Genomic DNA, 13,302 nt, shown 5'->3' with positions numbered 1-13,302 from the left:
CCCGCAGCCGTATATGCTGTGATTACCCGGATGGATATGTCAGGATTTCTCAGCAATGAGTTTCAGCACATATTCCATCTGGGTATCGCGGTTTTGCATAAAATCGCTGAAAGAAGGCCATACCGTGTGATGGGGAATAATGCCCCTGCCTTCCGGTTGATCTGGCTTTACCGGTGCATCCTGCTCCACATAAACGATAGAGAACTTCGTTTTTATTTTTGAATGAGGCAGTTCATATATCAATGGCATATGGCCATTGTGTACATAATATCCGCCAACGGTTTCAACCCCAACAATGGTCACATTGCGTGCATAGGCTTTCACAAGAGAAGCCAGGTGTGATGCTGCTGATGCCACCTCTTCATCAATAAGTAAATACAATTTCCCTTTGAAACCGGGCTGCTTAGGGTAGTACACCGGGTTGTATTTGATGTTCTGCATATTCCTGCCGTTTTGCAATGCAGGAAAATAATCTTTCAGGAACAGCTTCCCGGCCGCCTTGGATGCTGAGTCCATCTTTACAGCCGTGGATACACCCCAAAAATATTCTTCATAGGCAATCCCATCACCAAAGATGGTATAAGCCAGTTTGTTTTCTTTGAAGCTTGAATCCGTCAGGTACATCATCGGTTGTTCAAAAGTAGGATCACTGCCACCGGGATTGCTGCGGATGTCTACAATGAGGTTGGGTATTTTGTTTTGATCAAGTACCCGGAACACGCTGTCGAGGAATGCCACATACACCGGGAAAGCCGGATCGTCTGCCCCGGTGGCCATTGAGAATATCCGCAGGTTCAATAAACCTGTTGAAGGATTCTTCATCTTAAAACTATATTTGGGCTGCACGTTGTAATCGATCACGCTGTCTACCGGTGCGCTATGACGCAGTACCAGGTTGGCTTTCCGTTCTTCCAGCGATACAGCCGGCACCGTTACTGTTTGTTCCATAGTGGCGCCCGGGGCGGTAAACCGGATGGTAAAGCTGTCTTTGATGCCATACTCATAGAGATAACGCAATCCATAACTCTTGTTCACGCTGCCTGATAGCTTTCCTGTTTCGGTAAAGCCATCTGTGGTGATGTATTTGTAAAAAGAGTGCATCAGTTCCTTGTCGGAAACACCATTGATACTTGTTACCTTTGATCCCACGGGGATTTGCGCTGTTTTGCTATTGAAGATCATATTACCCTCAATATATTTAAGGGCAAAAGGGAAGAAGCCTCGCTGCTGGTTGAAATACCTGACAAGGTCGGCATGCGGCTCTGTATAGTTATGGCAGCTGCCTTCAAAATCGGTCAACTGCAGAATGATTTTATAAAAACCCAGCACAGGCATAGGCTTGCGCACCTCCCTGAAAGCCCATTTATAGATGCTGTCGATCTGCTTTTGGGTACGGTAGCGATACAAACCGGAGTTGGTTTTTTTACGGATGTCGAGGAACAATTGCAGATCCTGCTTCATTTCCCGGGGAGAAAGCTGCCGGTTGTATACAGACAGGCTGTCGATAGATGGTTTGGTTGGCTGGGCGGACTTCGCGGTTGGTTGTGCCCATCCCTGATGCGCCAGTAATAGCAAAAACAGTACTTTTCTCATGTGATTCAGATCTCGGGCGCTAATCTACAAAAACCTGTCAGAATGTGGACGGTTAGCAGGAATTTATCTTGTATTTTTTTGAGACGCATAGTAGGGCAGTGGTAGCACCCACCGACACCGTGCTCCACCTGTTCAGTCAGGCATTTGCCGATGCGAAATATACCAGGTGGTGGAACACAGCGGGTACTATACTGTTTCTTTTACAAGGGATAAAACGTAGTGCAGGATATGGTGTGATAAAGCGGGTGCACTCGTTTACGCTACTGCGAAAAAATGAAGGAGTGCTTAGGTCGAAATTTAATCTAAATATAAGTTACCTTGTAGCAGCCCAATATTTGAAGTTATTTTTCCTTGTTGAATAATTACAAAACAGATGTTTAAGAAACTTTTGAAATGGCTCGTATCAGCTACGGTTATTTATACTATATCCATTATCCTGGTTAGTTGCGCCGGGATGGCATCACCCGGACAGCAGCTCCCTCATATGGCCTTGCCTTCAATACAGGTGAGGGCGCTTTATCCTGGAGCTGATGTCAGAATGGTATTAGGTTCAGTAACTCCGCCATTAAAAGATTCCATCTTTCATAATGTTGAAAACATGGATTATATGACCTATACCGCAAGTAGCGACGGCTCATTAATTATTACCGTTTACTTTAAACCAGGTACTGATCTGGACCTGGCTGCGGTAAATATTTCAAATCTGGTTTCTGTAGCTTCAGGACAACTGCCTGCACAGGTAGTACAGTCTGGCATCACCGTTCTCAGAAAAAATGAGCCTATAGTTATGGCGGTTAATTTGTATTCGGAAAATACCGGGCCGTACGATCAGGCATTCCTGGCTAATTATGCCGCAACCAATATTGTTCCCGGAATACAACGGGTTCCCGGGGTCAGTCATTTGATTACTTTTGATGAGAATAAAGATTCGTTGATGCGTATCTGGTTAAATAAAGAGCACATGGCCGCTTTAAATTTAACGCTGAAGGAAGTATTAGCCACTATTCCGGATGATAAATTGGAAGCGGTAACGGGGATATTATACAAGAATGGTAAACGGACTTCTGATTATATTATTAAGTGCAAAAGTGAGCATACCCAGCTTGTTGAGTATGGAAATATGATTGTCCGCAGTAATGCCGATACAGCTTTGAGATTAAAGGATGTGGCAGCGAAGGTTGAATTTGGCCCTTATACTTATGGGAACTTTTCCCGTATAAATGGTAAAACTGGTATCAGCATCGTGGTAACACAGGCAGCTGATTTAAATTATAATGAGGTTCAAATGGCAGTAAAAAAGCTAATGGAAACAGCATCGATGAATTTTCCAGCCGGTATAAAACATTTGATATTATATAACCCTAAAGATTCCGTATATATTTCAGGTGAGTAGGATATATTTCCGTAAACATCTCTCACTGAACGTTTTTACCTGGTTTACGTGTTTCTAACGTCATTGGTATTCTTCTGCCTTTCCTGAAATAGAAACCTATAACCGTATTATTTTTGAAAATTGCCACATTAATCGGTTCGAAGCCCAGCATAAGGATATAATCGCCATCAGCTAACCATTTATATTTCCTGGGCTTCTCGGTTTCATCATAAACAAATACTTTTTCCTTGTCGCCAATGTCTTTCCAATGAGCTATCTCTACGCTGTCTTTATCAAAACTAAAGGCAAGATAGTTATTAGCGGAATGAGTACCACGTGCCGTGCATCCAGTCGCCATTATGGCTGGCTCTTGTATTATATTTGTGGTTTTCTTGTTCAGTAACTATAGTATAAGGTAAAATGAGTACCTCATCTTTTTTAAAGTTGAGCATATAATATTCTGATCTGATTTTACCGCCGTCTTTATTTTTTGAGCGTAGATCATTGACCAATGCCGTATAAGTTTTACCTTCTTGTGCTTGTGCCATAATGCCGAATAATAATAGAACGGTACAGAAAATTTTTACCTTCATGTTTTGTTGCAATCCTTGCTTTGTTAAGGTCAAGCCGATACTCCTTTAAACAAGTTTTGATACTACTTACTGCTCTTTCATCATCTACAACTACACAAAAAATATTCAGTTTCTTTTGTCCTATGTCAAAGCCATCAACATCACCAAGTCCATTCCACCCAAGGTTGCTTTTAGTCCGTTAAGAGATATCTCTTCTGTTGTACCTCTATGACCAACTTTTCCATGATGGATAACGCTCAATTTTTTTTGCTCATCAAACCAGGCTTCTTCGTAAAGTAGCTGCTCTTTTCGTCTGTTTTGTAATACTTTATCATTTTCAAGGTCTCCGGAGATTAGTTCTTTTTCAATGGGTTTTTAATAATGCTTACTATATTCTCACTATTTCTCACAATAGCACGCCCTTCATAAAATTGCGCGGCTTCGGTAAATTGTGGTTGTATTACCCATTTGCCACTTTGGTCAACATAACCCCATAATTCATCTTGTCTTACCGCCAGTAATCCTTCGCTAAAATTGCCCTCAGTACCTGTAATACGTTTGCCTGTGGTATAAAGGAGTAATTTGCCTGTTTCTGTAAAATTGCTGTCCAATAGGTACAGAAAGCCTTCTTTGCTGCCATCGGCCTTTCCATGTATTATGCCCCAAAGCGGCCCGCCATTGTAATCTGGTGGCAACACATCAAAACGGGGAGCCAGCCTTATTGTACCTTTCTTATCCATTAATCCATAATGTCCATTTTCAAGAAACCTGGCTATGCCTGTTTTAAATATTGTTACGTCTTGTATATTGTTGGCAATGGTTAACAGGGTAGTCCCTTTTTTATCAATTATTGCATGGTATTCGTCTTCTTCGTTTGAGTTGCCTGATTTATTTGTTACTGTTACTACCGCCACGTTATCCGAAAAATAAAAGGTATTGCTATACTGATAGGGGATAACCAACCGGCCGGCAGTATCTGCAAATCCGTGGCGGAAATTGTTATCTTTATCTGCCTGGAAAACTTCCAGCAGTCCTTCCTTAAACATATTGGGCATACTGGTAGGTTCGGCTTTTATACTTTCGGCCGTAAATATTATTTTACCGTTACTGTTGATACAGGCCCAGCCTTTGCCCTCGGGGAGCCACACAATGGCGCGTCCACAGGAGAAAGGTCTTGTGTCTTTGAATCTTGCTTCTATAACCAGTTTTCCTGTTTTGTTAATGTAGCCATACAGATCAGCACCCTCCGGTACTACCGATGCTAAGCCTTCACTAAACGGGGATGATAGATGATATTGGGCGGGTATTTTCCACTCACCCCCGGCATTGATAAAACCATATAACCCATCTTTTTTTGCTTTTGCGCTCATGAGCCCCTCGCTCATAGGTTGTATGTGACTAAATTGTCCTGGTGGTATGGCATATTCGATTTCTTGCGCGCAGGAAGTAAAATAAAAAAAGCTGCTTATTAACAGCGGTAATATTTTAAGAAGATTATTTTGGGTCATCAATTATTTCATTTTAATAACATCTGCAAGTGTGCGAGGGTAAAATGTAAACGGGTATTGGCTTCTTCAAAAGAATCAAAAATAATACAGTTTTACCGGCAGATAAATACCTGTAAGCAGGTATTTATTATACTTCTCCTTGTGGTTACTTTTGGATATGATCACGAATGCATGCAGGAAACTATGCGGCCCGGCGCTTGCACTTATCATGTTAGGTAGCTGCGTCGGAAGTTCTAAAATTGTACGGAAGAAAGGAGGATATGCTGTTCTGATAGATAAGCGGGATGGCAGTCGTTATCTGATAGGCCGTATTAATGGCAAATTATGGACAATGAGTAATGCAAGAATCGGGTTGCCCGGTTCAAGCTTTTTCTTCACCCCACGGCATAACCCCATCGGTCCTGAAGGACGAACGTATACCTGGAAGCTGGCACAACAGGCTTGCCCTGAAGGCTGGCGACTTCCAACTTCCGAAGAACTGGCCGGCCTGTTCCTGGCTTATGGCAAAGTTGCCTATTCGGGCGAGTTACCCTATTTTAGAAAAATATTTGGCCCTTACCAGCCAGATAGTACGGCTGCAACCTACCAGGCCTTGCTGAAAGATGAGTTACTTCTTTTTCTTCCGGGACATAAGGCAGAACCGGATATATATAAACAAAGCCTGCAGTTAAGCCTTTTTTGGAGCAGTGATAGCGTAGCTAACGATGCTTATGCCGTTCATTGGGATGAAGAACAAAAAAGCATACATTTTGGCGCGTACCCGCAATCGTATTTTGGCTTTTGCCGTTTTGTAAAAAAGGAGCGGCTAAACAAAAAACAACGACAGGAATTAGAACGCAATCATGCCATCCGTATACAAGAGGAAGCTGCAGCCCAACAGCTTAACCCAAAATAAAAAAGGATGGTCATAAAAGGAGCATTAAAATCTACCAGGTAATATTAAAAAAGAATATGGAACAAATAAACATGAAGGAATATCTGCAAAAAGTGATGGACTTAGCCATTGACGGGAACACGAAGTGTATCATTTCGTTTGAGCACACAACAACTCCCGAATACTGGTTTCAGTTTACCTGGGATATGCTGAATGTATATTATCCTTTTACCCACGACCCCACCATACAGCTAAAGCAATGGGATTTGGATACATATGAGAAAGATGACCTGAGCCTGGTCGATTGGAAAGCAAACGAGTATTGTACCTGGGAGCGTGATCCAGGCAATCTGGATGCCGCAGCTGATTTTATCATGCAGTATTTGAAAAAAGCACTGGGCAAAGATGATAGCGTTGCATCATGGAAAATTATTGAATCATAACAACAATCTTGTAATATGTTTTTTAATGAGAAAAGCAGGCTCTGGCAGCCTGAGTGCATGGATAGTGCATCAATAGTGCATGAGGAGTGCATGAGGAGTGCATGCGAACAGTATAGATAGTGCATGGATAGTCCATCAGATACCCATGTCCGAAGTATCGCAGAGGCATCCGGGAAGTAACCTTACCAGCACTTCTTACTTCTCAGAAGGAAATATCGACTTTGTTCCGTTTTGTACAATTTAAAGGATGGTGACTGTTCTAATTTTACATTCAGAAACAAAATCACCTCAATTAAATTGTAAATTATGAAACGGAATTTTCTTAGTATAAAAAAGATCCTCCTTCTGGTGGCAATGGCCGCACTTTGGTTATCTCAGGCAATGGCAGCGCCCACCGACACCGTACTCCGCCTATTCAGCCAGGCATTTCCCGATGCGAAATATACCCGGTGGGTGGAAGACAATGAATACTACATCGTTTCTTTCACCAGGGATGAAACGCAGTGCAGAATATGGTACGATAAAGCAGGTACGCTCGTTTACGCTTTACGCTACTGCGGGGAAAGTGAATTACCTCTGAGTGTGTTGCTAACGGTAAAGAAAGAATATGCTGACAAACACATCGCCGGCGTTACAGAGCTTACAAATAAAAACGGCGTTTCGTATGAGCTTTTGCTGAGTGATAATAAGAAGTGGTACGTGGTGAAGTCCAGCTCTGATGGCGATATGTACCTGAAGTATGCGATGAAGAAACAGTAGTAACAGCGCTTCCCAATCCCCTCTATTTTGGAATAAAACGTCCCTGCTATTATCGTTATTGTGCAGAAAAAAATATAGTTAAGAAACGGTGTTTTGACGCGTCATACCTTGTATTTTTGACGGCATAGCACATTCTTCACTTAATTTTTTACCGGTAAAAGGAGGGACAACATATGGATCAATTTGTACTTGGTTTTCAGGAGATCAACAGCACAAAACTGATGCTAGTGGGAGGAAAGGGCGCCAATCTGGGCGAACTGTCCGGGATAGAGGGGATACAGGTGCCGGGAGGCTTTTGTGTTACTACAGAAGCGTATAAAAAAGTAACCGGAAATAATGAAGCGCTTAACAGCTTGCTGAGTGAATTAACAGGGTTTAATGCAGAAGAGCGGGAAAGCATCCGTGAACTGGGCGCAAAAATCCGTATGGTTATCGAAAGGATACCCATTGCAGAGGACATCGCCGGAGAGATTGACGCCTATCTCACAAAGTTTGATGAAAAAGAGGCCTTTGCCGTGCGTTCCAGCGCTACAGCGGAAGACCTGCCCACGGGATCCTTTGCCGGGCAGCAGGATACCTACCTGAACATTACCGGGAAACCGGCCATCCTGAAGCATATCAGCAAATGTTGGGCTTCTCTGTTCACAGATCGTGCAATCATCTACCGGATACAAAACGGATTTGATCACAGCCAGGTTTATTTATCTGTTGTTATTCAGAAAATGGTTTTCCCACAGGCTTCCGGAATTTTATTTACGGCTGATCCGGTTACCGCTAACCGGAAGCAGCTCTCCATCGATGCCGGTTTTGGACTTGGAGAAGCACTGGTTTCCGGCCTGGTATCTGCCGATTGCTATAAGGTGCAGGAGGGGGAAATTACCGGTAAGATGACAGGAACCAAAAAACTGGCCATCTATGGAAAAGAAGAAGGAGGAACAGTGACCCGCCAACTCAGCCCTGATCAGCAAAAGGCGCAGGTACTTACTGATCAGCAAATTTTACAGCTGGCGTATACCGGAAGAAAGATCGAAGCTTATTTTGGCAGTCCGCAGGATATTGAATGGTGCCTGGCAGATGATACATTTTATATTGTTCAGAGCAGGCCAATCACTACTTTATACCCGGTCCCTGAAGTGGATGACCAGGAAAATCACGTGTATATATCTGTTGGTCATCAGCAAATGATGACGGATCCTATGAAACCACTGGGATTGTCTTTATGGCAACTGACCGCTTCCCGGCCAATGTTCAAAGCCGGTGGAAGATTGTTTGTTGATATTACGGATAGCCTGGCCACGCCCACCGGCAGAAAAACGATGATAGATGCCATCGGACAACACGAGCCGCTCATAAAAGACGCATTGATAACCATCACGGAGCGGGAAGGTTTTATAAAGCCGCTACCCGATAACAAAGTGTTGAACCCTGCCCTGACCAGTAGTGGTAAATCGGCCGCAGATATCCAGGACCGGATTAAAAATGATCCGGCGATCGTTTCGGATCTGATCCGGCGTTTTCAAACATCGATAGCAACGTTAAAACAAAACATTCAAACGAAATCAGGGCCGGACTTATTTGACTTTATCCTGGAAAATGGTCAGCAATCAAAGAAGAGCTTATTTGATCCGCAAAATATGAGTGCAATTATGGCTTCTGCAGATGCTTCCATCTGGATCAATGAAAACATGAACACATGGTTAGGCGAAAAAAATGCAGCAGATACCCTTGCCCAGTCTGCCGCCCCCAACAATATCACCTCGGAAATGGGCCTGGAGCTATTGGATGTTGCTGATGTGATCCGCCCTTACCCGGAAGTAATTAATTATTTACAACAGGTAAGGGAGGATGACTTTTTAGATGAACTGGCCAGGTTTAATGGTGGACCCGAAGCGCGGAATGCTATCGATACTTATCTCAATAAATACGGAATGCGGTGTGCAGGCGAAATTGATATTACGAGAACCCGTTGGAGCGAAAACCCGGCTACACTTATTCCGATGATGCTAAGTAACATTAAAAACCTTGAGCCCGGCGCGGGTAAGCGGAAATTTGAGGAGGGGAAGCAGGAAGCCTTGAAGAAAGAACAGGAATTATTAGCCAGGTTGAAGCAATTACCGGATGGCGAACAAAAAGCCGCGGAAACAGCACAAATGATCAGCCTGCTCCGGAACTTCGCCGGTTATCGTGAATATCCGAAATACGGCATTATTAGCCGCTTCTTCGTTTATAAGCAGGCGTTACTGAAAGAAGCGGAACAACTCCTGCGGGCCAACGTTATCCATGAAAAAGAAGATATATACTATCTCACTTTTGAAGAATTGCACGAAGTGGTACGCACTAATAAACTGGATCACCAGCTCATCTCCAAACGGAAATACAAGTACAAATTATATGAAAAGCTAACTCCTCCGCGTGTTATCACGTCTGACGGTGAAATCATAACGGGGAAGTATAAACGGGAAAATCTCCCCGCAAACGCAATTGTAGGTCTACCCGTTTCTTCGGGAGTGATAGAGGGGCGGGCACGTGTTATCCTGAACATGGAAGATGCTGATCTGGAAGCGGGAGATATACTGGTGACGGCATTTACGGACCCCAGCTGGACGCCGTTATTCGTGTCTGTAAAGGGCCTGGTCACCGAGGTAGGCGGATTGATGACCCACGGAGCGGTAATTGCACGCGAATATGGCTTACCGGCCATTGTGGGCGTAGAGAATGCCACCACGTTGATCAAAGACGGACAACGTATCCGCGTGAATGGAACGGACGGATATATAGAAATACTATAAAACAGCCGGTTAACAGGAACCGGCCGTTTAGGAAAAATCTCTTACTCATCGCGATGAACGCGTTACCCCAATCCATGTACCAGCGTCATACTGCAATTATCAGTAGAACGCCACCTGATAGCCTTCAGCGGCTGATATTCCGGATCATTGTAGCATTGCAGCGCGGCAGCTTCTGACGGAAATTTAATCACTGCATTCATCTTCTTTACCGTTCCTTCCACAGCGATGGCCTGTAGGTCTGATGCCAGTACTTCGGCGCCGTATTTATGCAGTAGTTGAATAACCGGCGGACCGTACTTTGCATATTCTTCTTCATTAATGATATCGTAGCTGTTGATATAATAAACCGGCATATGATTTTTTTGAATGATCAGTAAACATATTCGGGCGGTACAATGCCCTGGTTGCGGAGATACACCGTTGCTTGTCCGCGGTGATGCGTAACATGGTCAATAGTAGCGTAGAACCCTGCCACTACCTGGTCCGACAGCGGCGTGTTTTCCATATTTTCTTTCAGTGCATCAAAAGCCTGGTTCAGGTAAGCGATGGTAGCGGCTTTGCGGGTGGTGGCAGCGGGAGGGTTCCAGTCGGAAGGCCGTTGTTTGATGTAATTTTCTTCCCACCAGCCAATGCCATAGCCAATATGATGTAGTAGTTCTCCAAACGTCCACACGGCTGGTGTTGGTTTAAAAGGGTAGCCCTTTTCAGGCATCGCTTCTGCTACGCTCAGCGTATAATTTTTAGCATTTTCCAGGGTCGTTAATAATTGCGTTTTCATGATATGAAGTTTGTTACCGCAAAATTAACTGGCAGGGTAGCCATCTGTTTAAGGAAAATTGCTCTTTTTAAGAACGCATGGCGGAGGGTGATTTTCCAAACTGTTTTTTATAGGCAGCGGAGAAATGTTCAAGGCTGTTAAAGCCCGTGGAAAACGCGATATCCGTTACGGGGAGGCTGGTGTTGCGAAGCTGTAGGGTAGCCTGTTTGAGCCTTACCTGTAACATATAACTGTAAGGCGTAACGGCAGTGATCTGTTTAAAAAGACGGTTAAAATGAAACGGGCTCATATTTCCCAGCGCAGCGAGTTGGGGAAGAGTAACATTATCGGCATAGTTTTCATTGATAAACGATTTCACGTTTTCTATCGCCGGCAGGTAATTCCTTTTTTGTTTATCATTCAATGCCGGTAAGGGATGCAGGGGATCTCCGGCAGATAATACCAGCAGGAAAAGTTCCGTCATCAGTTGCTCGGTCCATAACCGGGGGGAATGTGTTTTTTGCAGCAAACCGAATATATGCTGATGCAGGAATTCCATTTCCGGTGTAGCTTTTACCAGGATCGAGTGAATATCCGGGTTGTTGAAAAACCAGGAAAAGGTGGCGGCGTGTTCCATCAAAAGCGCCTCACTTGCTGCTTCGAAGGAAAAGATGGTGCATTGATCCGGTATGTTGTGAACGTGCGCTACCCTGTGCTCGTAGCCGGGTTTACAAAGCAGGAACAGACCGCTGTATGCATCCAGCTCATTCCTGAAAACCCGGAAACGGAAATTCCCTTTCCGGATATAGGCAATGGAAAATGTTCCCTGGTATTCTTTTTCAGACACTGCACACTCCTGGCACCGGCACAAAAAATTATGCACCGTGCAAATGGGAGATTGATAGAGTGTTTGTATATCCGCCTGCATGCTATAAAGTTATCGAAAAAAAACGGATCATATCATAGCAGCAGTCTGTTTATCTCCTTCATCAGCGTTTTCTTTTCTGCTGTTGATTTTGTGAGACAGATAGCTTGCTGGTAATGGGCAATCGCTTTATCAGTATCGGTTTCCGCATACAGATAGCCCAACAGGGAATGATAATGGCTGTTATTGCTCAGGCCAAGTTTTTCCGCTTCCTGTATGCCGGGTTGATGTCCATAAACTTTTGCAAAGGCAAAGGTCCGGTTCAGTGCGGTCATCGGGGAGTATTCAATTAATATCAGCTGGTTATACAGCTGCAGGATGTGCGACCATTTGTTGTTATCGGTGGGCGTGGTATGCCAGTAGGCAATGCCTGCTTCGAGATGATATTTTGATACTTCATTTCCGGAGCATGCATGTACGAGGTAGTAGTTGCCCTGTTCAATGAGTTCTTTACTCCACAGGTTTTTATCCTGTTGTTCATAAAGTACGGTTTCTCCTTCGTTGTTGGCCCTGGCATCCAGCCGGGAGCTTTGAAAGCACATCAGTGCCAGCAGTGCGTTGGATTGGGTGGTGTTGGTGAGCGGGTTTTCGGTGAGTATCAGCGCCAGCCTGATTGCTTCTGAGCAAAGGTCTTTCCGGATAAGATGATTATTGGATTTGGAAAAGTAGCCTTCATTAAACAAAAGATAAAGGGTTCTTAAAACAACGTCCAGTCTTTCTTTTATTGTTGCTTCCTGTAGCTGCCGGATCTGGAAGTTATCGTTGCGCAGATTGCTTCTGGCCCTGAGCAATCTTTTTTTAATAGTTTCTGTTTTAGAGAGAAAGGCGTCTGCAATTTCTTCTACGCTGAATCCGCAAAGGATCTGGAGGGCAAGACAAATCTGTGATGCCGCGGAGTTAGCGGGATTACAAACGGCGAAGATCATAGCCAGCTGGCTGTCGCTGATGCTTTGCGGGTTGAAATCAAAGTCGGTTTCCGCCTGTGTTTCACCGCTTGTAAGAGCGCCTTTTACCTGTGTTTCAAAGATGGAAATATGTTTGAGATAATCTTTCGTTTTATTTTTTGCAACGGTGTACAACCAGGCGGTAGGGTTTTCGGGGATACCCTGTGCGCTCCATACTTCGGTAGCTTTTAAAAAAGTTTCGCTTACAATGTCTTCGGCTGTTTCCATGTGCTGTAAGCCAAAAAGACGGCATAATACTGCCGTCATTTTGGAATACTCCAACCGGAATAACTGGGGTAAAAGTTCTGAGGTGTTTGCTGCCATTGGCGTTAGCTTTTCTCTTCCGGTCTGAGTATGGCCCTTACTTCCACATTACCGCCGGCTTTAAGTACCGGGTTGGCCTGGGCAAAGGCAACCGCTTCTTCAATATTGGCTGCTTTTAAGATCATATAGCCGCTGATAAATTCTTTGATTTCCGTGTAGGGGCCATCCGTTACCATATCTGGTTTCACCGTTTTAGCATCGCTGGCAGATAACCGGTTGCCTTTATCAGCCAGTTTGTTCTGGGCGGCAATACCCGCCAGCCAGTTCATTCTTTCCTGTAGCTGTTCAGGTGATGGGTTGTCGTGGGAGTTGGTGCTGTTTCTGAAAATTAATATGAATTCTCTCATGGCTGAATGTTTTATGGTTTCGTTTTAATAACGACCGGCTATTCATGACGGGGACAAATAACTTCATTTTTTTCGTCCGGTAAAAAATACTTTCC

Annotated in this window: 14 protein-coding genes; 5 read left to right on the top strand and 9 right to left on the bottom strand. The window is 44.1% G+C overall.

Annotated elements, in window-relative coordinates; all coding sequences use genetic code 11:
• Positions 1-39: 39 nt before the first annotated feature.
• Entirely contained in the window at positions 40-1,593 is a 1,554-nt protein-coding gene (locus tag B5Z18_RS00795) for a S41 family peptidase (protein WP_079467513.1), read from the bottom strand.
• A gap of 373 nt (positions 1,594-1,966) precedes the next feature.
• Between B5Z18_RS00795 and B5Z18_RS00785 the strand changes: the two genes are divergently transcribed.
• Positions 1,967-2,986, top strand: a complete 1,020-nt coding sequence (locus tag B5Z18_RS00785; RefSeq protein WP_079467511.1) for an efflux RND transporter permease subunit — start codon at positions 1,967-1,969, stop codon at positions 2,984-2,986.
• 22 nt (positions 2,987-3,008) lie between these two features.
• Here the strand turns inward: B5Z18_RS00785 and B5Z18_RS00780 are convergent, their stop codons facing one another.
• The 3 genes from B5Z18_RS00780 to B5Z18_RS00770 all read right to left on the bottom strand — a co-directional run bounded on the left by B5Z18_RS00780 (position 3,009) and on the right by B5Z18_RS00770 (position 4,922).
• Positions 3,009-3,323, bottom strand: a complete 315-nt coding sequence (locus B5Z18_RS00780; protein WP_079467510.1) for a hypothetical protein — start codon at positions 3,321-3,323, stop codon at positions 3,009-3,011.
• Complete coding sequence (locus B5Z18_RS00775; protein ID WP_143313454.1) at positions 3,283-3,558, bottom strand: hypothetical protein; 276 nt, start codon at positions 3,556-3,558, stop codon at positions 3,283-3,285. The genes B5Z18_RS00780 and B5Z18_RS00775 overlap by 41 nt, the downstream gene beginning before the upstream one ends.
• 332 nt (positions 3,559-3,890) lie before the next feature.
• Positions 3,891-4,922: a WG repeat-containing protein gene (locus B5Z18_RS00770; RefSeq protein WP_159454134.1), complete on the bottom strand. Its 1,032-nt coding sequence runs from the start codon at positions 4,920-4,922 to the stop codon at positions 3,891-3,893.
• A gap of 280 nt (positions 4,923-5,202) precedes the next feature.
• Here B5Z18_RS00770 and B5Z18_RS00765 point away from each other — a divergent pair, with 280 nt between their 5' ends.
• The 4 genes from B5Z18_RS00765 (at position 5,203) to ppsA (ending at position 9,910) form a co-directional block, all read left to right on the top strand.
• Positions 5,203-5,940, top strand: coding sequence for an FISUMP domain-containing protein (locus B5Z18_RS00765; RefSeq protein WP_143313453.1), 738 nt, complete (start codon positions 5,203-5,205; stop codon positions 5,938-5,940).
• A gap of 56 nt (positions 5,941-5,996) precedes the next feature.
• On the top strand, positions 5,997-6,362 hold the full coding sequence (locus tag B5Z18_RS00760) for a hypothetical protein (RefSeq protein ID WP_079467506.1): 366 nt from the start codon (positions 5,997-5,999) through the stop codon (positions 6,360-6,362).
• 306 nt (positions 6,363-6,668) lie between these two features.
• Positions 6,669-7,121: a hypothetical protein gene (locus tag B5Z18_RS00755; protein WP_079467505.1), complete on the top strand. Its 453-nt coding sequence runs from the start codon at positions 6,669-6,671 to the stop codon at positions 7,119-7,121.
• Positions 7,122-7,294: 173 nt separating this feature from the next.
• Positions 7,295-9,910 (top strand): phosphoenolpyruvate synthase, encoded by a 2,616-nt coding sequence (gene ppsA, locus B5Z18_RS00750; RefSeq protein ID WP_079467504.1) that lies wholly within the window; start codon positions 7,295-7,297, stop codon positions 9,908-9,910.
• A 62-nt stretch (positions 9,911-9,972) separates the two neighbouring features.
• Here ppsA and B5Z18_RS00745 read toward each other — a convergent pair whose 3' ends face one another.
• From B5Z18_RS00745 to B5Z18_RS00725, 5 genes are all read right to left on the bottom strand, one after another.
• Positions 9,973-10,263 carry a DUF1330 domain-containing protein gene (locus B5Z18_RS00745; protein WP_079467503.1) on the bottom strand — a complete coding sequence of 97 codons (291 nt, stop codon included), beginning with the start codon at positions 10,261-10,263 and terminating at the stop codon, positions 9,973-9,975.
• Positions 10,264-10,280: 17 nt separating this feature from the next.
• Complete coding sequence (locus B5Z18_RS00740; protein WP_079467502.1) at positions 10,281-10,688, bottom strand: DinB family protein; 408 nt, start codon at positions 10,686-10,688, stop codon at positions 10,281-10,283.
• Positions 10,689-10,755: 67 nt separating this feature from the next.
• Entirely contained in the window at positions 10,756-11,595 is an 840-nt protein-coding gene (locus B5Z18_RS00735; RefSeq protein WP_079467501.1) for an AraC family transcriptional regulator, read from the bottom strand.
• Between the two features lie 32 nt (positions 11,596-11,627).
• Positions 11,628-12,860: an RNA polymerase sigma factor gene (locus B5Z18_RS00730; protein WP_079467500.1), complete on the bottom strand. Its 1,233-nt coding sequence runs from the start codon at positions 12,858-12,860 to the stop codon at positions 11,628-11,630.
• 5 nt (positions 12,861-12,865) lie between these two features.
• Positions 12,866-13,207, bottom strand: coding sequence for a YciI family protein (locus B5Z18_RS00725; protein WP_079467499.1), 342 nt, complete (start codon positions 13,205-13,207; stop codon positions 12,866-12,868).
• Positions 13,208-13,302: the final 95 nt, after the last annotated feature.

The organism is Chitinophaga ginsengisegetis, from assembly GCF_900168065.1.
Classification (GTDB): domain Bacteria; phylum Bacteroidota; class Bacteroidia; order Chitinophagales; family Chitinophagaceae; genus Chitinophaga; species Chitinophaga ginsengisegetis.
The sequence above is the reverse complement of the archived record's forward strand: the minus strand, read 5'-3'. Positions and strand labels throughout refer to the sequence as shown.